Origin of the sequence: Streptomyces sp. NPDC006339 (assembly GCF_040612775.1) — a bacterium.
Lineage (GTDB): Bacteria > Actinomycetota > Actinomycetes > Streptomycetales > Streptomycetaceae > Streptomyces.
In genome coordinates this window covers 71,016-90,253 of record NZ_JBEXQW010000036.1, presented here as the reverse complement: position 1 = coordinate 90,253, position 19,238 = coordinate 71,016, and the positions used below count along the sequence as shown (strand labels likewise).

Annotated in this window: 18 protein-coding genes and 1 pseudogene; 6 read left to right on the top strand and 13 right to left on the bottom strand. The window is 74.3% G+C overall.

Annotated elements, in window-relative coordinates; all coding sequences use genetic code 11:
- Positions 1–91, top strand: a pseudogene (locus tag ABZ135_RS26825) (Holliday junction branch migration protein RuvA); the annotation flags it as partial.
- A gap of 1,665 nt (positions 92–1,756) precedes the next feature.
- On the opposite strand, the gene ABZ135_RS26820 reads toward ABZ135_RS26825, so the two are convergent.
- The 12 genes from ABZ135_RS26820 to ABZ135_RS26765 form a co-directional block, all read right to left on the bottom strand.
- Positions 1,757–2,518, bottom strand: coding sequence for a PIG-L deacetylase family protein (locus tag ABZ135_RS26820; RefSeq protein ID WP_356698939.1), 762 nt, complete (start codon positions 2,516–2,518; stop codon positions 1,757–1,759).
- 84 nt (positions 2,519–2,602) lie between these two features.
- On the bottom strand, positions 2,603–3,496 hold the full coding sequence (locus ABZ135_RS26815; protein ID WP_356698937.1) for an SIS domain-containing protein: 894 nt from the start codon (positions 3,494–3,496) through the stop codon (positions 2,603–2,605).
- A 71-nt stretch (positions 3,497–3,567) separates the two neighbouring features.
- Positions 3,568–4,713: a substrate-binding domain-containing protein gene (locus ABZ135_RS26810; RefSeq protein ID WP_356698936.1), complete on the bottom strand. Its 1,146-nt coding sequence runs from the start codon at positions 4,711–4,713 to the stop codon at positions 3,568–3,570.
- A gap of 218 nt (positions 4,714–4,931) precedes the next feature.
- The gene (locus tag ABZ135_RS26805; RefSeq protein ID WP_356698934.1) at positions 4,932–6,245 is read right to left on the bottom strand and encodes an alpha/beta fold hydrolase; all 1,314 of its coding nucleotides are present in this window, start codon (positions 6,243–6,245) and stop codon (positions 4,932–4,934) included.
- 136 nt (positions 6,246–6,381) lie between these two features.
- Positions 6,382–7,860, bottom strand: coding sequence for a cellulase family glycosylhydrolase (locus tag ABZ135_RS26800; RefSeq protein WP_356698932.1), 1,479 nt, complete (start codon positions 7,858–7,860; stop codon positions 6,382–6,384).
- Positions 7,861–7,998: 138 nt separating this feature from the next.
- The gene (locus ABZ135_RS26795) at positions 7,999–8,394 is read right to left on the bottom strand and encodes a VOC family protein (protein ID WP_356698944.1); all 396 of its coding nucleotides are present in this window, start codon (positions 8,392–8,394) and stop codon (positions 7,999–8,001) included.
- 189 nt (positions 8,395–8,583) lie between these two features.
- Positions 8,584–9,414: an ammonia-dependent NAD(+) synthetase gene (gene nadE / locus ABZ135_RS26790; RefSeq protein WP_356698931.1), complete on the bottom strand. Its 831-nt coding sequence runs from the start codon at positions 9,412–9,414 to the stop codon at positions 8,584–8,586.
- Between the two features lie 90 nt (positions 9,415–9,504).
- A complete protein-coding gene (locus ABZ135_RS26785; RefSeq protein ID WP_356698929.1) occupies positions 9,505–10,890 on the bottom strand; it encodes a sulfite oxidase in 1,386 nt (461 codons plus the stop codon).
- A 192-nt stretch (positions 10,891–11,082) separates the two neighbouring features.
- Positions 11,083–12,012: an amino acid ABC transporter permease gene (locus ABZ135_RS26780; protein ID WP_356698927.1), complete on the bottom strand. Its 930-nt coding sequence runs from the start codon at positions 12,010–12,012 to the stop codon at positions 11,083–11,085.
- The gene (locus ABZ135_RS26775) at positions 12,009–12,674 is read right to left on the bottom strand and encodes an amino acid ABC transporter permease (protein ID WP_356698925.1); all 666 of its coding nucleotides are present in this window, start codon (positions 12,672–12,674) and stop codon (positions 12,009–12,011) included. The genes ABZ135_RS26780 and ABZ135_RS26775 overlap by 4 nt, the downstream gene beginning before the upstream one ends.
- A 13-nt stretch (positions 12,675–12,687) precedes the next feature.
- Positions 12,688–13,524: a glutamate ABC transporter substrate-binding protein gene (locus ABZ135_RS26770; RefSeq protein ID WP_356698924.1), complete on the bottom strand. Its 837-nt coding sequence runs from the start codon at positions 13,522–13,524 to the stop codon at positions 12,688–12,690.
- An 89-nt stretch (positions 13,525–13,613) separates the two neighbouring features.
- On the bottom strand, positions 13,614–14,369 hold the full coding sequence (locus ABZ135_RS26765) for an amino acid ABC transporter ATP-binding protein (RefSeq protein WP_356698922.1): 756 nt from the start codon (positions 14,367–14,369) through the stop codon (positions 13,614–13,616).
- Between the two features lie 320 nt (positions 14,370–14,689).
- Here ABZ135_RS26765 and ABZ135_RS26760 point away from each other — a divergent pair, with 320 nt between their 5' ends.
- Positions 14,690–15,142: a hypothetical protein gene (locus tag ABZ135_RS26760; protein ID WP_356698920.1), complete on the top strand. Its 453-nt coding sequence runs from the start codon at positions 14,690–14,692 to the stop codon at positions 15,140–15,142.
- 286 nt (positions 15,143–15,428) lie between these two features.
- Positions 15,429–15,887 (top strand): cyclic nucleotide-binding domain-containing protein, encoded by a 459-nt coding sequence (locus tag ABZ135_RS26755; protein ID WP_356698918.1) that lies wholly within the window; start codon positions 15,429–15,431, stop codon positions 15,885–15,887.
- Between the two features lie 20 nt (positions 15,888–15,907).
- On the opposite strand, the gene ABZ135_RS26750 is transcribed toward ABZ135_RS26755, so the two are convergent.
- On the bottom strand, positions 15,908–16,372 hold the full coding sequence (locus ABZ135_RS26750; RefSeq protein WP_356698916.1) for a GNAT family protein: 465 nt from the start codon (positions 16,370–16,372) through the stop codon (positions 15,908–15,910).
- A 176-nt stretch (positions 16,373–16,548) separates the two neighbouring features.
- On the opposite strand from ABZ135_RS26750, the gene ABZ135_RS26745 reads away from it, so the two are divergent.
- The 3 genes from ABZ135_RS26745 (at position 16,549) to ABZ135_RS26735 (ending at position 19,199) form a co-directional block, all read left to right on the top strand.
- Complete coding sequence (locus ABZ135_RS26745) at positions 16,549–17,976, top strand: diacylglycerol kinase family protein (protein ID WP_356698915.1); 1,428 nt, start codon at positions 16,549–16,551, stop codon at positions 17,974–17,976.
- Complete coding sequence (locus ABZ135_RS26740; RefSeq protein WP_356698913.1) at positions 17,973–18,629, top strand: phosphatase PAP2 family protein; 657 nt, start codon at positions 17,973–17,975, stop codon at positions 18,627–18,629. The genes ABZ135_RS26745 and ABZ135_RS26740 overlap by 4 nt, the downstream gene beginning before the upstream one ends.
- Positions 18,630–18,764: 135 nt before the next feature.
- A complete protein-coding gene (locus ABZ135_RS26735) occupies positions 18,765–19,199 on the top strand; it encodes a PPOX class F420-dependent oxidoreductase (RefSeq protein WP_356698911.1) in 435 nt (144 codons plus the stop codon).
- Positions 19,200–19,238: the final 39 nt, after the last annotated feature.

The window sequence follows — 19,238 nt, the reverse complement described above, 5'->3', positions numbered from 1 at the left end:
CGGCCAGCAGCGCGCCGCCACCGGACCCGCCCCCTGGACCGAGCAGCTCTCCGCCGCCCTCATCGGCCTCGGCTACGCGAGCCGCGAGGCCGAGGCGCCGGAGGACGTGGCCGGCACCCTCCGCCTGTTGTACGAGGACGCCGGCTCCGCCGGGGGTGCGACCGAGGAGGCGGCCGAGGACCTCCTGACGGCGGTGATCGACACGCTGGGCACCACCGAGGCGGTGCTCGGGCTGGCCGGCGCCTTGTGGTCGGCGCAGTTGGACGAGCAGGCCGGTCGGGTCCTTGCGGCGCCGGCCGTCTCGTCGCCCCGGGAGGCGGCCAGGCTCGCCGACGCGCTGCGTTCCCTCGGCCGGGTGGGCGAGGCGTTCGACCTCTACCTCCGGTGGTTCCCGGCCGTCGCCCAGGAGCCCCCGGGCCTGATCCGGGTGCTGCGCGTCGCCGACGAGGCGGGGCGCGCGGCCGAGACGGACGCGCTGCTGCGGGCGGCGGCCGATCAGGCGCCCACGGTCCGCGGCCTCGCCGGACTGTGCGCCGCCCTGGGGACGGCCGGCATGGGCGACCGTGCCGAGCGGGTCCTGACCGTCGCGAGCGGCAGGCTCGACACCGCGCAGGTCGTGGCGCTCGCCGAACTGCTCCACGCGGAAGGGCACGAGGGGGCGCTGCGGCATCTCTTCGAGCAGGCGGCGGTCGACCGGCCGATCGAGGAGACCCCCGCACTCGTCGCCGCCCTGCGCGCGATGGGCCGCCCCCTGGACGCGGAGGCGCTGCTGCGCCGGGTGGTGCCGCGGCGTTCGGCCGAGAGCGTGGCCGCGCTGCTGGCCCGGCTCGAAGCGGACGGCTCCGTGCAGGACTCGGGGCGGGTGCTGGCCGCCGTGGCGGACGACGTCATGCTGCGGGCCCGGTTGGTCAGGGCTCTGGAGGGGGTGAGCCGGCCGCGGCTCGCCCTCCTGGACGGGTGGTGCGGCGCGGCGCGGGGGGCGGAGTTCGCGGGGTTGCTGCGCGCGCTGCACGAGGGCGGCGAGCACGAGGTCGCGGTGCTCCTGCTGCACCGGCTGGCCGAGACCGCGCCGGAACGGGCGGTGGAGCAGCTTCCGCGGTTGCGGGCGGCGCGGATGCCGGTCGACCAGAAGGTCCTGCACGCTTTCCTGGAAGCCTCGGGCCGGCCGGTGGAGGGCCTGCCCGCCCCGAGCGTCAGGAGCATCGTCGCGGGCGGCGCCTGGTCGCTGGACCGGATCGACGCCCTCACCACCTTGTCCCGCGCGGGCCTGGCGGCCCAGGTGGAGGAGGCCCTGGAGGACTGCTCGCGGCAGCAGCCGACCGCCGAGGTGATCGCGCTGCTGCGGGCTCTGGAGGCCCGGGGCCTCCGGGCCGAGGCACGGGCCGTCGTGCGGGGCGCCCGGTGGATGTTCCCGGAGCTGTTCATGGGCTTCGTGCGTTCCCTGCACGAGGCGGGACTGCGGGACCTCGTGGCGTATGCCGTGGAGAACGTCTCCGGTCGCCTGACCGGCGCCCAGCTCCGCGAGCTCGCGGAGTCCGTCGGAGTACCCGTGCCCGACCGGCCCGGCCTTCCCGGCCCCCGCTCCCCACGGAACGGTCACCCGCCGCCGCCCGGCCCACCCCCGGCCGCCGGCAGGCGCCTGCTCGACCGCTTCCGCCGGCGCTGAGGGCGCGTCAGGGGTTCGGCTCCCCGATGCCGTGCGCGCCCCGGAGGGAGAGGCGTCGGTGGACCGGCCCGGGGAGACCGGCCGGGGGCGTCAGCGGGGGAACAGCTCGAACGCCACCGCCGGGCGTCCGCCGAAGCGGGCCGCGGCGCGGGCGGTCGACTCGGCGACGAAGTCGCGGCAGTACGCCTCCGCGTCCTGGTCGGTCAGCGCCTCGATGTACGTGCGGTGGGCGAGGAGCGAGCGGGTGGCGCGTTCCAGGCCCGGGCGGGCGTCGACGGCGTGGGTCGGGAGGTGGGTGCCGGCGACGGCCACCCAGCGGACCCCGTTCCAGGGCGCGAGGCCCTGCTCGGTCAGCTCGGGGAAGATCCAGCGGTTGCCCGCGTCCGCCGCCGCGTCCAGGGTGGCGCGGCCGACGGCGCGGTGGTCGGGGGTGTTCCAGAAGCCGCCGGGCTCGGGGCCCCAGGTGTCGCGGTGGTTGAGGGTGATGACGAGCTCGGGCCGGTGGCGCCGGACGGCCGCGGCGATGTCGCGGCGCAGCCCGGGCCCGTACTCGATCACGCCGTCCTTGTGGTCGAGGAACTCCACGGCCTCCACGCCCACGATCGCCGCGCTGTCTTGCTGCTCCCGCTCGCGCAGCGGGGCGCAGGCGGCCGGGTCGAGGCCGTCGATGCCCGCCTCGCCGCGCGTGACGAGCAGGTACGTGACCTCCTTGCCGGCATCGGTCCAGGCCGCGACGGCGGCGGCGCAGCCGTATTCGAGGTCGTCGGGGTGGGCGACGACGGCGAGGGCGCGCTGCCAGTCGGAGGGCATCTCCTCGAGCTGCGGCAGGTCCTGTTCGGTCTTCTCGATCATGGCCGCAGAATACGGCCCGGCAGCCCGGGAGTTCGGGGATTCGGCGGCTCGGCGGCTCGGCGGCGCTGCTGCGCTGCGGGCGGCTCAGCGGGCGCCGGCGAGGATCACCGAACGGGTCAGGTTGCGGGGCCGGTCGGGGTTGAGGCCGCGCCGGCCGGCGAGGGCGACGGCGAGGCGCTGGGCGCGCACCAGGGCGGCGACCGGGTCGACGGCGTCGGCGACGAACCGGGCGCCGGTGGCGAGGACCTCGTCGGCGAGACCGGGCGGGACGGGGCCGACGCACCACACGAGGCTGCCGCGATCGCTGATGCCGATGGGGCCGTGGCGGTACTCCATCGCCGGGTACGACTCCGCCCAGGCACGGGCGGCCCCGCGCAGCTTGAGCGCGGCCTCGTCGGCGAGGCCGACGGTCCAGCCGGTGCCGAGGAAGGTGAACTGGCGGTGCGCCGTCCAGGCGGCGGGCAGCGGCTCGTACAGGACGAGTTCGGCGTCCGTGATCGACGGGCCGAGGTCGACGCCGAGTCCGGCGCGCAGCAGTTGGAGGGCGGTGGTGGGGAACCGGGTCTGGACGACGGAGCGTTCGTCGGCGAAGGCGAGGTCGAGGACCGCGTCGGCCCGGCGTGCCGCGGGGCTGTCCGGTCCCGCCGTGAGGACGAGGGTCGGGATCCGGCCGGCGGCGCCGTCGAGCAGACCGGCGACCTCCGTCGTCGTGCCGGAGCGGGTCAGGGCGACGATCCGGTCGTAGCGGCGGCCGAGCGGGGTCGGGTCGGAGGCCGGGAAGGCGTCGGTCTCGCCCGCGCCCAGGGACTCGCGCAGCGCCGCGTAGGAGCGGGCGATGAAGTACGAGGTGCCGCAGCCGACGACGGCGATCCGCTCACCGGGGCGGGGCAGCAGTCCGGCCCGTTCGGCGGCGAGGTCCGCGGCGCGGCGCCAGCAGTCGGGCTGACCGGCGATCTCGGTGGCGACATGGGTGGTCATGGCGTCCGGTTTCCTCTCTCGGGGCTCCGGACGGATGTCTATCCTCCGTGGGCCGCGCGCACCATGAGCAATCAGTGAGCACCGCTTGGACTTTTGTGCGGGAGGCCGTCGCGGGCCGCCCCGCAGGAGGCGCGGACGACGAGCCGTGGCCGTAGCTGCACCTGGTGCAGCGGGGAGGCGTCGCCCTCGGCGAGCCGGCGCAGCAGGATCTGCGCCGCCAGCCTGCCGACCTGGAACTTGGGCGGCGACACCGCCGTCAGCGGGGTCTCGGCGACGTCGGCGAACTCGTTGTCGTAGCTGATCAGGGCGAGGTCCTCGGGGACCCGCAGTCCGGCCCGGCGGGCGGCGGCGAGCACGAGCGCGGCCTCGCGGTCTCCGAAGCAGAGGGCGGCGCTGACCCCGGCCTCGCGCAGGGCGGCCACGGCCCGGTCGGCGCGCTCCGGGTTCCACTCCCCCATCACGTCGCTCTGGCGGTGGGGCGCGGGCAGGCCGAGGTCGGCGACGGCGCGGGCGAAGCCGGACTCGATGGGGGCGGTGGTGGGCGCGTCGGAGCGCACCACCAGACCGAGCCGCCGGTGCCCGAGGGCCCGCAGATGGCGGACGGCGTCGTAGGCTCCGCCCTCGTGGTCGGTGCACACGTGCTCGGTCGGGTCGCCGGGGCCGTGGGCGGCGAGCCGCCGTTCGACGAGGACGGCGGGCACGGGCAGGGCGAGCAGTTCCTCGGCCCGCCGCCCGGGATCGGTGGCGGTGTGCAGGGTGGGGACGAGGAGCAGGCCGTGGACGCCGGCGGTCAGCAGGCGCGCGACGGCGGCGTCCTCCTCGGCGGGGTCGTAGTGGGAGCAGGCGAGGACCAGCCGGGCGCCGGCGGCGGTGAGCTCCTGCTCGATGCCGTGGAGCACGCGCGGGTAGTAGAAGGCGGTGTCGGGGACGAGGACGCCGACCACCCTGCGGTCGGGCCGCTCCTCCTCGGTGCGCGGGGCGGCGAAGGTGCCGGCGCCCTGGCGGCGTTCGACCAGACCGAGGGCGACCAGGTCCTCGTAGGCGCGGCGGACGGTGGTCACCGACACGCCGGTCTCGGCGGCCAGGGCCCGTTCGGTGGGGAGTTTGCTGCCCGGCGGCCAGGTGCCGTCGAGCATGCCGCGGCGGAGCTGGGCGACCAGGGCCCGGAACTTCAGCTCGCGTCCGGACGCGGGCGCGGGGATCCCGCGGTGTGCCATTGGGCCCCCTGTGCTCCGGCCGTCGCCCGGTGGATCGCCGTCGATCGCGCCGCGAATCCTATCCCCGTGCGCGCGGATCGCTCCCGCTCGGAACGGAGGATTCCGAGCGGTGTGCCCCTGCGCCGGGGTGGCCCGGCCGGGCCCCGGCACCACGGACCGCGCCGCCCTCCGGCGGATGACGGAGAAGGTCCTGCACACGCTCGCCGGGTAGCCGCGGTTCAGAGTTCGCCGCGGGCCAGGGCGAGCAGCCGGTCCAGGACGCGCGGCCCGCCGGCCCGCACGCCGTCGTGCTCGAACTCGTCGGTGACCCAGGTGCGCAGCCCCCGGATCGCCCGCGCGGTCTCCAGGGAGTGGGCGGTGTCGACGTACATGTCGTCGTGGTAGACGGCGGCGGCGACCGGCACTTCGTTGGCGGCGAGCCGCGCGGGGTCGTAGAGCGGGGGCCAGTCGGTGCGCGCGGCGAGGTGCTCGGCGGTCTCGCGCAGCGGGCGCAGGGCCGGGTCGGTGGTGAAGTGCCAGGGGTGGATCGTCTCGCCGGTGAAGAGGACGGGGTCCTCGCCGGTGAGTGCTTTGGCGGCGTCGAACTCGGGGAATTCGGCGCGGACGCGTTCGGCGGCCCAGTCGGTCGGCCCGTGCCCGCGGCTCGGCCCCTGGGCGTAGATGGCCTCGTGGAGGACGGCGTAGAGGGGGTGTCCGGCGTAGGAGAGCTGGGCCTGGACGCCTTCGAGGAAGGCGTCGGAGAGGGCGTGGCCGGCCGGGGTGGGGACGAAGGCGTCCTCCAGGAGCAGGTGCAACTGGTGGGTGCCGGTGCCGCCGCCGAGGAGGATGCCGAGGGACTGGAAGACCTCCGGGGTGAGCAGTCCGCCGCCGGGCAGGGTGACCCGGTGTTCGTGGAGGTGGGCGGCGATCCGGCGGACCCGTTCGACGTCCTCGGGGTGGCGGGCGTAGTGGTCCTCGTTCTTGCGCCGGACGCGGGGGTAGGCGGCCCGGTAGACCTCGTCGGCGGTGGCGTGCAGGGAGGGCAGGCCGCCGGTGACGAGGACGGTGGCGAGGCCCTCGGGGGCGGCGCCGAGGTAGTGGGTGGCGCAGAAGCCGCCGAAGCTCTGGCCGAGGACGGTCCAGGGGGCGCCGCCGGTGACCTCCCGGCGGATCCGTTCGCAGTCCTTGACGATGGAGTCGGCGCGGAAGTGGGCGAGGTAGTCGGCCTGCTCGCGCGGGGTGCCGCGCAGCGGCAGAGTCTGCCGGTTGGCCGGGGTGGAGTTCCCCGTGCCGCGCTGGTCGAGCAGGAGGACCCGGAACTCCTGGACCGCCCGGCCGAGCCACGCCTGCCGGCCGATGAAGCGGCGGGCGCCGAAGCCGGGCCCGCCCTCCAGGTACAGCAGCCAGGGCAGGTCGGTCCGGCCGGCCTTGTCGCTCGCGACGATCTCGCGTCCGTAGATCTCGATCGACGCGCCGTCGGGGCGTTCGTGGTCGAGGGGGACGGTGAACCGGCGGTCCGTGAGGACGAGTCCGGGCTGACGGTACGTGGACACGCTGACTGCTCCTGTTCGTGACACCCCCGCCAGGACAGTGGATCACAAGGCGGGGGTGCGCACCGCTTCAGGGGGTCGGCGGGATCACGGCCTCGCCCGCCGAGGAGACCGGTTCACCGGCTCACCGGCTCACCGGTCAGGAGGTGGGGAAGGCGTCCGGCGTCCTGATCCGGTCGCGGATCCACACCCCGGCGGGCTTGAGGGAGGTGGTCCCGGTCCACGGCCCGTTGTTCGCGCAGGTGCCGCTCTTGAACACGGCGCCGCTGCGGTGGTCGTCGGAGTAGTTCCAGTTGACCCAACTGATCTTCTTGGCGGCCATGAGGTCCAGGTACCTCTGGCTCATCGCGAAGTCGTCGGCGCCCTCGCCCGCGTAGTTCTGGGTGCCGAACTCGGTGACGAAGACGGGCAGCTTGTCGGCGGCGCGGGAGAGGGTGTTCAGGTACTCGTCACGGTGGGAGTACGCGTAGAAGTGAAAGGTGTACATGATGTTGGCGGCCTTCACCGGGTCGGCGACCACCTCGGCCTCGCTGCCGCCCTCGGAGACGCCGAAGGAGGACCAGGCGCGGGTGCCGACGAGGACGGGGGCCTCCGGGTCCTTGGCGCGGATGACCGGGATCAGCTCCTCGGCGTAGGACCGGATCCGGGACCACGCGACGCCGCTGGGCTCGTTGGCGATCTCGTAGAGCAGGTTGGTCTTGGTGCCGTGGCGCTGGGCGATCTCGGTGAAGAAGGTCTTCGCGCGGGCGAGGTTGGCGTACGGGTCGCCGGGGTCGAGCATGTGCCAGTCGACGATCACGTACATGCCGCGCGCGGTGGCCTGCTCGATCAGGCTGGAGGCCAGGTCGGTGTACTTGCGCGGGTCGGTCTCGTAGCCGCCCTCCTGGACATAGGTGGAGACGCGGAGGACGTCGGCGTTCCAGTCCTTGGCGAGGGCGTCGAGGGAGCCGGTGGTGAGGCACTGCGCGTACCACTGGGTGCCGTGACTGGACATGCCGCGCAACTGGATCGGCTTGTCGTAGCGGTTGCAGAGCTTGGTGCCGCAGACCTTGAGCTGACCGTTGACGGCGATGGGGGTGCCGGTGGCGGGCGGCGGGGTGGTGGCGGTGTCGACGGCGAGGTGGTCGACGTTGGGGCCGCCGTTCGCGGTGGTGGCGGTGGCGCGGACGGTGTTGGTGCCGGCCCGGAGGGCGGCGGTCAGGCTGGTGGTGGACCAGGTGGTCCAGGCGCCGGTGGGGGCGAACGCCTTCTCGTCGGCGACGAGGGTGCCGTTGACCGTGATGTCCATGGGCCGGCCGACGGTGCCGCCGTTGGCGTACCGCAGGGTCAGCGTGCCGGTGCCGGCGGCTGCGGCGTCGACCTTCCACTCGACGTGACCGCCGGTGGTGTTGTGGTAGTTGACGAAGCCGCTGCCGGTGAATCCGGTGTGGTTGGACTCGACCACGCCCTGCGAGACGGTGGCGTTCTCGGCCTCGTGGACCACGGCGGCGGTGGGGCCGGCGGGAGCGGTGGGGGCCGCCGCGGCGGGCGGTGGTGCGCTGAGGCCGATGAGGAGGGTGGCGAGGGCGGCGGCGCCCAGAGCGCCGCCGCCTATACGTACCGATCGTGCCGAAGTCATGGGGGTCTCCGCGAACGATGGACTGGAAGGAAACTTTCCTAACGGAGAGATACCGCACCGCCGCCCCACCCCACAAGGGTCATGACGCAGAACGCAGTTCAGCGGACTGACCGTCCGCCGGGCGCTCGGCGGCGGTCCTCACTCCTGGAGGACGGCCAGGACGTTCTTCGCCGGGTCGGTGAACCAGGCGATGGCCGTGGGGCCGTCGCCGCCCGTGTTGCGGACGACGCCCTGGTCGTCGGCGTCGAAGCCGGGGTACCGCTGGAACTCGACGCCCTTGTCCTTCAGCGCGGCGACGGCCGCGTCGATGTCGTCGACCGGGAAGTTCAGGACGGTGAAGCTCGCCGGGGCGTGCTGGTCGCCCTTCGGATAGACGAGGACCTTGGCCCCGCCGGCGAGGGTGAGGAACAGCATGCGCATGTCCCCGGTCCCCTCCTCGCCGACCTGGAGGCCCAGCGTGTCGCCGTAGAAGGCGCGGGCGGCGTCGAGGTCGTCGACCGAGAAACTGCTGTATGCCGGGGTGCTGCCGAACAACACGGGTGGTGCTCCCTTCGGTGGACCGTCTGCTGACGTCCTCTCAGGGCACACCACCCGCACGACGACCGGCCGTCCCCGCCACGCGGAAACGGCCGGATGGTCCTTTGCCTGTCACCCTCGGGTGCGGACACGCCGAGGGTGACGTACGGACCGGGCACGGGCCCCGGCGCCGAGGCGCCGGTGCGGTCAGGGGGCGATCGGGAGGCGGCGCTTGTGCTCGGTCAGCTCGTAGCGGCGCACGATCGAGGCGAAGGCGGCCTCGCCGACCGGCTTGCCCTCCAGGAAGTCGTCGATCTCGTCGTACGTGACGCCGAGCGCGTCCTCGTCGGGCTTGCCCGGGTCGAGGGTCTCCAGGTCGGCGGTCGGCGTCTTCCAGACCAGCTCGGCGGGGGCGCCGAGCTCGGCCGCGACGGCGCGGACGCGGCGCTTGGTGAGGCCGGTGAGCGGGACGACGTCGGCGGCGCCGTCGCCGTACTTGGTGAAGAAGCCGGAGACGGCCTCGGCGGCGTGGTCGGTGCCGACCACCAGGCCGTTGTGGGCGCCCGCGACCGCGTACTGGGCGATCATCCGCTGGCGGGCCTTGATGTTGCCGTGCACGAAGTCCTGGTGGTGGTCGTCGCGGAAGACGACCCCGGCGGCGCGGGTGGCGTCGAGGGCGGCGTCACTGGCCGGCTTGATGTCCACCGTGAGCAGCTCGTCGGCCTGGATGAAGCCGAGCGCGAGCTGGGCGTCGTGCTCGTCGGCCTGGACGCCGTAGGGCAGGCGCATGGCGTAGAAGGTGGCGTCGTGACCGGCCGCGCGGGCCCGCTCGACGGCGAGCTGGCAGAGCCGTCCCGCGGTGGTGGAGTCGACACCGCCGCTGATGCCGAGGACCAGGCAGCGCAGCCCGGTGGAGGTGAGGCGCTCGGCGAGGAAGGCCACCCGGCGCTCGATCTCCGCGCGCGGGTCGAAGGTCTCGGAGACCTCGAGCTCCCGGGCGATCTGCTGCTGCAGGGCGTTGGTCTCCGGGTCGGTCACGGAATGCTCCTCGGTGCTGCGGTGGTGTGCGGTGGACGTCCCGGGTCGACTCTATCCCGGGGCCCGCCGCCCTCCCGAGGCACGCGGGCGCTACGTGAGGCAGACCACGTCGACCCGTTGCACGAGGTTGTTCCCGAAACCGCCCCGGTTCCAGGGCGCGACGAGCGGCTGGGTGTGCCCGGCGGCGTCGGTGGCGCGGACGGTCAGCCGGTACGGGCCGGGGCGCGCCGTCCAGGTCGTGCGCCACGCGGCCCAGGCCCAGGGCCGCGCCGGGTCGGCGGTCACCTCGGTGTCGGTCCAGGTCTCCTCCCCGTCCGTGCTGAGCTCCACCCGGACCACCGAGCCGTGCCCGGACCAGGCGCGGCCGGCGAGCGGGACGGGGCCCGGGCGGACGACGCGGGTGCGGGACAGGAAGTCGGGGAAGCCGGGCGGGATCATCAGGGCGCGCGGCGCGACGACGTCGACCGGCTCGCCCGGGTCGTCGGGGCCCTGCCGGTAGCGGTAGGCGACGGTCTGCTGGAAGCCGGTGAACGGGGTGTCGGTGACCGTGATGTCGCGCAGCCACTTCACCGAGGCCATGCCGTACCAGCCGGGCACGACCAGGCGCAGCGGGTGGCCGTGCTGGGGCGGCAGCGGAGCGCCGTTCATGGCGTACGCCACGAGCACGTCCCGGGCGGGGTGGGCGGCGACCGTCAGCGGCAGGGCCCGCCGGTAGTCCTGTTCGGTGCCGCGTTCGACGCCGTGGTCGGCGCCGGTGAAGACGGCCTCGACGGCGTCCTCCTCGACCCCCGCCTCGGCCAGCAGCGCGGCCAGCGGGACTCCGGTCCAGTCGGCGGTACCGACCGCCTCGACGAGCCAGGGCTGGCTGATCGGGCGCGGGGCGAGCCGGGCCCGGCCGTTGCCCGCGCACTCCAGGGTGACCCGGTGGGTGACGGCCGGGCGTGCGCGCAGGGCGGCGAGGTCCAGGGAGAGGGGGCGGCGGACCCGCCCGCCGACGGTGAGCCGCCAGTCGTCGGCGGTGGTGTCGGGGATGTCGTAGTGGACCAGGACGTAGTGGAGGCCGGGCGGGGTGGTGTCGTAGCGCAGCGCTTCGAGGGGCAGCCCGTGGTTACGGGCGGCGAGGCCCAGCTCCGCCCCGCTGATGCCCTCGTCGGCCCCGGCGAGCCGGCCCGGCGCGCTGACGTCCCGGAGGTCCGGGGCGGCGACGGTCGAAGGAGCGCGGGTGGCGCGAGGCGGGGCCGGGGCCGGGGCTGGGGTGGCGGGGTCCCGGGCCGGGGTGGCGTGCGCGGCGACCGGGGTGGCGGAGGTCGGGTCCGGGGTGGCGCGGGCCTGGGGCGAGGCGTCGTTGGCCGGGGTGGCGCGCGGGCCGTGGGCCGGGGTGGCGCGCGGGCCGGACGGGGTGGCGCGCGGGCCGGACGGGGCGGCGTGGGGGTCGCGGTCCGGGGCGCCGGGGGCAGGGGCCGGGGTGGCGTCCATGTCTTCATGGTGCGCCGCCGGGCGGCCCGGTTCATCCGCTGGCGGCTCGGGTGGTCATCCGGCGGCGTCGACGGTCACTGTGACCGTGTGCAGCCCGGTCGCCCCGTACGGCACGGTGTCGGCGCGTTCCTCGGTCTGCGCCGCCCGGGTGCCGTCGAACCGGCGCACCCCCACGCGCGGCCCACGACGGCCCTACGTCCGTCCTCCGCCGCCGCCACCTCCGCCCGCCTGTCCGTGCTCCCCCGGCGCCGCCAGTTCCTCCACCGCGTCGGCGCCGACCACGGCGCCCGTGGACTTCTTGGCGCGGCGCAGCCGGGCCTCCAGCCAGGCGGCGAAGGAGGTGAGCAGGAAGTTGAGGGCCACGAAGACGACGGCGACCACGGTGAAGCTCGCGATCGTGTTGGCGCCGTAGTTGGCGCTCATCGGGCGGACCGAGGCGAGGAGTTCGGAGAAGCCGAGCATCGCGCCGCCCAGGGCCGTGTCCTTGACGATGACGACGAGCTGGCTGACGAGCGCGGGCAGCATCGCCGTGACCGACTGGGGCAGCAGCACGTACGTCATGGTCTGGCCCTTGCGCATGCCGATCGCCTTCGCGGCGTCGGTCTGGCCGGCCGGGAGGGCGAGGATGCCGGCGCGGACCACCTCGGCGAGGACGGACCCGTTGTAGAGGACGAGGCCGGTGACGACCGCGTACAACGGGCGCGTCTCGGGGCTGATGTCGGTGAACTCGGAGTAGGCCGCGTTGGCGAAGAGCATCAGGATCAGGACCGGGATGGCGCGGAAGAACTCCACGACGGTGCCGGCGCCCATCCGTACCCAGCGGTGGTCGGAGAGCCGGCCGATGCCGAAGAGCGCGCCGAGCGGCAGGGCGATGACCATGGCGAGCGCGGCGGCGATCACGGTGTTCTTCAGGGCCGGAAGGACGTAGGTGGTCCAGACCCGGGAGTCGGTGAAGAAGGGCTCCCACTTGGACCAGTCGAGCTGGTTCTTGTCGGCGAGGCTCCGCGCCACCCACCAGAGGAGGAGGCCGAGGGCGACGAGGAAGACCAGGGTGTAGAGGAGGTTCCGGCGGCGGGCCCGCGGGCCGGGGACGTCGTAGAGGACGGCGGGTCTGGTCTTCACCGTTTCACCGCCACCTTCTTGGCGACCTGGCCGAGGATCAGGCCGGTGGGCAGGGTGAGGCAGAGGAAGCCGACGGCGAAGATCGCGGAGATGAGGATGAGCTGGGCCTCGTTCTCGATCATCTCCCGCATGAGCAGTGCGGCTTCGGCGACGCCGATGGCGGCGGCGACGGTGGTGTTCTTGGTCAGGGCGATCAGGACGTTGGCGAGCGGGCCGACGACGGAGCGGAATGCCTGCGGCAGGACGATCAGCCGCAGGGTCTGGGTGAAGTTCAGTCCGATGGCGCGGGCCGCCTCGACCTGGCCGAGCGGGACGGTGTTGATGCCGGAGCGCAGCGCCTCGCACACGAACGCCGCCGTGTACGCGGTGAGTCCGAGCACCGCGAGGCGGAAGTTGATGACCATGAAGTCCTTGGCGCCCAGGTTCACGCCGAGGGTCTGGAAGAGGCCGAGGGAGGTGAAGACGATGATGACGGTGAGCGGGATGTTGCGGACGATGTTGACGTAGACCGTGCCGAAGCCCCGCATGAGGGGGACGGGGCTGACGCGCATGGCGGCCAGCAGCGTCCCCCACACCAGGGAGCCGATTCCGGAGTAGACGGTCAACTGGACGGTCGTCCAGAACGCTCCCGGCAGGTCGTAGCCTTCGAGGAAGTCGAACACGTCGCCGGCCCGTTCACTTCACCACGGTGCCGATCTTCGGGGCGGGTTCGTTCTTGTAGTTCGCCGGGCCGAAGTTCTTCTGCACGGCCTTGTCCCAGGATCCGTCGGCGACCATCTTCTCCAGCGCCTTATTGATCTTGTCCTTGAGGTCGCTGCCCTTCTGGACGCCGATGCCGTAGTTCTCGTTGCTGAGCTTGAAGCCGCCGAGCTTGAACTTGCCCTTGAACGCGTCCTGCGAGGCGTATCCGGCGAGGATCGAGTCGTCCGTGGTGAGGGCGTCGATGACACCGTTCTCGAGTCCGGTCAGGCACTCGGAATAGCCGCCGTACTCCTGGAGCTGGGCGTCCGGGGCGATCTTGTCCTTGACGTTCTGCGCGGAGGTGGAGCCGGTGACCGAGCACAGCCGCTTGTTGTTGAGGTCGGAGGGCTGCTTGATGGAGTCGTCGTCGGCGCGGATCAGCACGTCCTGGTGGGCCAGCAGATAGGGCCCCGCGAAGTCGACCTTCTCGGCCCGCTTGTCGTTGATCGAGTACGAGGCCGCGATGAAGTCCACGTCGCCGCGCTGGAGCAGCGTCTCGCGGTCGGCGCTCTTGGCCTCCTTCCACTCGATGTCGGAGGGTTCGTGGCCGAGTTCCCTGGCGACGTACGTGGCCACGTCGACGTCGAAGCCGGTGTACGTGCCGTCCGGCGTCTTGAGGCCGATGCCGGGCTGGTCGTACTTGATGCCGATGGTGATCTTGTCGCCCCCGTGGTCGGCCGGCAGGCCGGCGGCGTACGCCGTACCGGTGAAGGAGAGGACGACCGCGGCCGCCGCGGTCGCGGCGAGCCTGCGGTTCCTGAGCGGGTTCATGGTCATCACCCCAACGGGGATACGGGCGGATCGGGCTCATGGGCCTCAGTGGTGCGGTATCTGTGGTGCGGGATTCAGTCGTGCGGGTTTCAGTGGTGCAGGATCTTCGACAGGAAGTCCTTGGCGCGCTCGCTGCGCGGGTTGCTGAAGAACTCGTCCGGTGGGGCCGCTTCGACGATCCGCCCGTCCGCCATGAAGACGACACGGTTGGCGGCGGACCGGGCGAAGCCCATCTCGTGGGTGACGACCACCATCGTCATGCCGTCCCGGGCCAACTGCTGCATCACCTCCAGGACCTCGTTGATCATCTCCGGGTCGAGCGCCGAGGTCGGCTCGTCGAAGAGCATGACCTTCGGGTCCATCGCGAGCGCGCGGGCGATCGCGACCCGCTGCTGCTGACCGCCGGAGAGCTGCGCCGGGTACTTGTCCGCCTGCGTGCCGACCCCGACCCGGTCGAGGAGGGTCCGGGCGCGCTCCTCGGCCTTTCCGCGGTCCTTCTTGCGGACCTTGATCTGGCCGAGGGTGACGTTCTCCAGGACGGTCTTGTGCGCGAAGAGGTTGAAGGACTGGAAGACCATGCCGACGTCCGCGCGGAGCGCCGCCAGTTCCCGTCCCTCGTCCGGCAGCGGCTTGCCGTCGATGACGATGGTGCCGGAGTCGATGGTCTCCAGGCGGTTGATGGCGCGGCAGAGGGTGGACTTGCCGGACCCGGAGGGTCCGATGACGACCACGACCTCCCCGCGGTGGATCGTGAGGTCGATGGACTGGAGCACATGGAGCGTGCCGAAGTGCTTGTCGACGTCTTTCAGCACGACGAGCGCGTCGCCGCCGTCCGGGACGGACATGACACCCTCCTGGGTCACCGCCCCCCGCTTGCCGCTCCCTCCCTCTTCTCACGTTCATGCTCCGCCCTCCGCCGGACGGGCGCACGCCGGAGGGCGCGGGCCCGCCGGACGGCGCGGACCGGCCGGTGACGGTCGCGGGTGACCGGCATGCGGGACGACGGCGAAGGGGGCTTGCCCCGGGCGCCTCCGGGTTGCTTGGATCTTTCCCACCCCTGGATCAGCGCACGATCCGGCCGGTCCACCTGCCGTCGCCGAGGAGGGAGCCTCCCATCGCCGCCACCGCCACCGCCGTACCGGAGTGCCTGCGCGCCGAGGGCGCCGTGCTCACGGACTCGCTCATCCCGCTGGTGAACCGCTTCCGGGCCCGGCAGGCCGACGACGGCACGGTCCGGGCGCCGGACGGGGCCGACCGGGCGCTGCTGCTGCGGATACGGCAGGAGGGCGCCGCCTGGTACCGGCGGCACGCGCTCGACGGCCAGGCCGCGGCGCTGGAGGCCGACATCGACGGCTGGCTCGCCGCCGGACTCGACAGCCCGCCGCGCTTCGCGCGGTCCCGGGCCGCGCGACCCGAACCGGTGGCCGGCGAGACCGTCTTCCTCCTCACCTCCGAGCGCGGCGACCCGCCCACGGGCACGCGCCTGGACTGCTTCTTCGCCCTGTACGAGGAGGCCCCGGTGCCGATGCCCGGGCGTCCCCGGACCGACCCGCCGGCGGTGCTGATCGCGGGCAGCGCCGGCGTCGCCTCCGCCGCGCCCGGGGGCGGCCCGGCGTGACCTTCGGTCGCGTGCGCCGGCGCCGGCCTCGCGGCCCGTGACGGCCCGGACGGCGTGACGGCCCGGCCCGCCCCGATCGGCCGTCGGTGCGGGCCGGGCCGTGCCGGAGGACACGGTATGCGGCCGGTGAGCGGCCCGCCACCGGCCGTTCGGGGGGTGCGGGCGCCGTGGGCGTACGGCGTCCGGCGGACGGGCGGGGTCCGGGCCGCGTGGTGCCTGCGCGCGGCGCGCGGCGGGCGGACACTGGAGGCGGACGCACCGCAGCGCAGGTCCGAGGAGGTCCGTCATGAGCAGCGCCGCACCCAAGGTCAGCACCCTGCCGCGCGAGCACCGGGAGCGGCTGATGGCCTTCGCCGAGGACGTGTACTTCGAGGCGGGCGACCGGCTCTTCGAGGAGCAGGACCGCGCCGACCGGTTCTGGATCGTGAAGACGGGCGCGATCAGTCTGGACGCCAAGGTGCCGGGCCGGGGCAGGCCGGTCATCGAGACGCTGCGGCACGGCGAGCTGGTGGGCCTGTCGTGGCTGTTCCCGCCGTATCTGTGCCAGTCGGGCGCGGAGGCGGCGACGCCGGTCAGGGCGTACGAGTTCGACGGGTCGGCCGTCCGGTCGATGTGCCGCACGGATCCGGAGTTCGGCGCCTCCGTGATGTTCTGGGTGGGCCAGATCCTGGCCCACCGTCTGCACGTGACCCGGGTCAGGCTGCTCGACCTGTACGCGCCGCACGGCAGCGGGATCCTGGCCTGAGCCGCGCCCCGGGCAGTCGTTCAGGGGCGCGCCAGAGACCGCACGTACCAGTCCCAGAGGGTGCCGTCGGCGTGGCTGATCTGGCCGCGCCGGACGAAGCCGGCGCGCCGGGCGACGGCGCCCGAGGGGCCGGAGTCGGCGGAGTCGGCGGCGGGGACCAGGATCACGGCGCGGCGGGCGCCCTGGGCACGGGCGTGGGCGCAGGCCAGGCGGACGGCCCGGGTGGCGAAGCCGCGGCCGCGGGCGTCCGGCAGGAGGGCGTAGGACAGCTCGACGTCCCCGTGGGCGAACCCGGTGGCCGCCGGGCGCAGTTCGAGGGCGCCGACGACCCGCCCGGCCCTGATGCCGAAGACCTGTGAGGGGCCCTGGGCGCGCCACGGTTGGCCGGGGCGGGGGCGGTGGAGTGCGGGGGCCGGATCCGGCTCGGCCGGGCCCAGCGGTGAGAGGGTGACGACTCCGTCGGAGAGCTTCGCGTCTTCGTGCACCCCAGCGATCTTGTCGGCTCTCCGGCCGCACCACAATCGGTATCCGGCCGCGCGGGCGGAGCTGTCCGGAGACGTGCTCACCCGAAGGGACGTCCTCACCCGAACGGGCGTGCGGGGACTGTGTCGCGTGCCGGCGGGTAGCAGGCTGGGGGCCGAGAGTGGGGAGGGGCCGGGACATGGAGAGACGGACGGTGACGGTGAAGGAACCGGTGGCCGTGGCGGCGCGGGCGCGCCTGCTCGCGCGGCTCGCGCTGCTGTGCGCGGTGGCGGCGGTCGTCTCGCTGTTCGTGCCGTTCGGGAGCGGGGGCCTGCTGATCGTCGGCCTCGGACTGGTGGGGCTCGTTCTGTGCGGGGCGGGTACGTGGTGGTTCCTGGCGCACCGGGGGCCGGTGCGGTTCCTCGGGGCGCTGCTGGCGCTCGGGACGCCCGTCGGGGTGCTGCTGCTCTACGTCGACCGTGGTCTGTGGCCGGCCGCGCTCACCGCGGTCGGCCTGTGGGCGGCGGCCCTGCTCGCCGGCCGCGCGGCCCTGCGGCGGCCCCACCCGCCGAGGGCGGCCACGCCCGCGCCCCGGCCGCGGCACCCCGTGCTCCTGATGAACCCCCGGTCGGGCGGCGGCAAGGTGGAACGCTTCGGCCTCGTCGAGTACGCCGAGCGGCTCGGGGCACGCGTCGTCCTGCTGGACGACGGGACGGAGGGCTCCGGCGAGACGGCGGAGGGTTCCGGTGATCCGGAGGAGGACTCCGGCGAGCCGGGGCAGGACTCCCGTGCGGCGTCGGAGGAGGTGGACGTCACCGCGCTCGCCCGCCGGGCCGTCGCCGAGGGCGCCGACCTGCTCGGAGTGGCCGGCGGTGACGGGACGCAGGCCCTGGTGGCGGCGGTGGCGGCGGAGCACGACCTTCCGTTCCTGGTCGTCAGCGCCGGCACCCGCAACCACTTCGCCATGGACCTGGGGCTCGACCGCGACGACCCGGCCCGCTGCCTCGACGCCCTCACCGACGGCGAGGAGCTGCGGGTGGACCTCGGCGACGTCGGGGGGCGGGCGTTCGTGAACACCGTCTCGTTCGGGGTGTACGCGGACGTCGTGCGACGGCCCGAGTACCGCGACGCCAAGACGGGGACGGCCCTCAACGTGATGCCCGACCTGCTGACGGGCGAGGACGGCCGGCGGCTCGACGCGGTCGTCGACGGGACGACGCTCTCGGCCCAGCAGGCCCTGCTGGTCAGCAACAACCCGTACGACGCCACCGACCCGTTCGGCGCGGGGCGGCGGCCCCGGCTGGACCGGGGTGTCCTGGGGGTCCTCGCCGTCCGGGTGGAGGGCGCCGCGCAGGCGGCCGAAGTCGCCGTCCGCGGCGCGCAGTCCCCCGGCCTGAACATCCTGGCCGCCCGCCGGGTCGAGGTCACCGCCGACACCGCCACGCTGCCCGTGGCGGTCGACGGCGAGGCCCTGGTCCTGCCCACCCCCGTCGTCTGCACCCTGCGGCCGCGGGCCCTGCGTGTCCGCGTCCCGCGCGACCGGCCCGGGACCGTGCCGCCCGCCCCGCCCCTGAGGTGGCGCCGCATCGTCGCCCTGGCCTTCGGCCACCGAGGAGAGACCCGATGAACGAATCCACACCCGATGCCACGCCCGAGGCCGTGCCCGGGAGCGCACCCGACGCCGTGCCCGCCCCCGCGCCCGGGAGCGCACCCGGCGACGGCTCGACCGTCCGCGCCGTCCTCTCGGACCTGCGCGCGGTGGACGGCGCGCTGTACGCGGCGGTGGCCGCGACCCCCACGCCGACCCTCGACCGGACGCTGCGCCGTCTCTCCCACACGGCGGACCACTCCAAGATCTCCCTGTCGGTCGCCGCCGTCCTCGCCCTGTTCGGCGGCCGGCCCCGCACGGCGGCGGTCGTGGGCGTCGGGGCCGTCGCCCTGGCCTCGGCCTCCGCGAACCTGCTGGGGAAACGGCTGGTACGGCGGGCCCGCCCGGACCGCGAGGCGGCGCGGGTCACCGTCGACCGCCATGTCCCGATGCCCACCTCGGCGTCCTTCCCGTCGGGCCACACCGCCTCGGCGGTCGCCTTCGCCACGGCGGTCGGCGTGGTCCTCCCGGCGGCGGCGGTCCCGCTCGGCGCCCTCGCGAGCGCCGTCGGCTACTCCCGTGTCCACACCGGCGTCCACTACCCCGGCGACGTCGCCGCCGGCGCCGTCCTCGGCCTCGCGAGCGCCGCCACGGCCCTGGCCGTCGCCCGCGCGACGGAGGCCAGGCGCTAGGCCGTGTCCGGAAAGTCCCGCCCGGCCCCCTCCCCCTCACCCGGAGCCCGGGCGGCGGCTCGTCCACGCACGGGAACGCGACGGCTCGTACTCCCACGGGAACAAAGCGGCGCGGCAGGGGACTTGAAGAGGAGCATGACCACGACGACACGCTTCGACGCCCGCGCCCTCCTTGCCGGGAGCCGGCTCGGCGTCCTCGCCACCCTCAAGGCCGACGGACGCCCGCAGCTCTCCCCCGTGATGCCCTTCTACGACCGCGCGACCGAAACCCTCTACGTGTCCATGACCGAGGGCCGTGCCAAGACGGTGAACCTGCGGCGCGACCCGCGCGCGGCCCTGGAGGTGACCAGTGCCGACGGCTGGTCGTGGGCGACGGCCGAGGGGACGGTGACCCTGACCGGCCCCGGGACCGACCCGTACGGGCCGGAGGTGGAGGCGCTCGTGGAGTACTACCGGCTCGCCGCCGGGGAGCACCCGGACTGGGAGGAGTACCGGTCGGTGATGGTGAGCGACCGGCGGGTGCTCATGCGGATGACCGTGGACCACGTGTACGGGGAGTCCGTGCGCTGAGGCCCCCGGGTGCCGGGCCCGTCGGGCGCCGAGGGCCGG

Excerpts from the sequence above, each read along its gene's own strand:
- ABZ135_RS26745 (WP_356698915.1), top strand. The coding sequence starts at position 16,549 with ATGGAGAGACGGACGGTGACGGTGAAGGAACCGGTGGCCGTGGCGGCG.
- ABZ135_RS26740 (WP_356698913.1), top strand. The coding sequence starts at position 17,973 with ATGAACGAATCCACACCCGATGCCACGCCCGAGGCCGTGCCCGGGAGC.
- ABZ135_RS26735 (WP_356698911.1), top strand. The coding sequence starts at position 18,765 with ATGACCACGACGACACGCTTCGACGCCCGCGCCCTCCTTGCCGGGAGC.
- ABZ135_RS26785 (WP_356698929.1), bottom strand. The coding sequence starts at position 10,890 with ATGGACGCCACCCCGGCCCCTGCCCCCGGCGCCCCGGACCGCGACCCC.
- ABZ135_RS26770 (WP_356698924.1), bottom strand. The coding sequence starts at position 13,524 with ATGAACCCGCTCAGGAACCGCAGGCTCGCCGCGACCGCGGCGGCCGCG.
- ABZ135_RS26810 (WP_356698936.1), bottom strand. The coding sequence starts at position 4,713 with ATGGCACACCGCGGGATCCCCGCGCCCGCGTCCGGACGCGAGCTGAAG.
- ABZ135_RS26755 (WP_356698918.1), top strand. The coding sequence starts at position 15,429 with ATGAGCAGCGCCGCACCCAAGGTCAGCACCCTGCCGCGCGAGCACCGG.
- ABZ135_RS26815 (WP_356698937.1), bottom strand. The coding sequence starts at position 3,496 with ATGACCACCCATGTCGCCACCGAGATCGCCGGTCAGCCCGACTGCTGG.
- ABZ135_RS26800 (WP_356698932.1), bottom strand. The coding sequence starts at position 7,860 with ATGACTTCGGCACGATCGGTACGTATAGGCGGCGGCGCTCTGGGCGCC.
- ABZ135_RS26765 (WP_356698922.1), bottom strand. The coding sequence starts at position 14,369 with ATGTCCGTCCCGGACGGCGGCGACGCGCTCGTCGTGCTGAAAGACGTC.
- ABZ135_RS26820 (WP_356698939.1), bottom strand. The coding sequence starts at position 2,518 with ATGATCGAGAAGACCGAACAGGACCTGCCGCAGCTCGAGGAGATGCCC.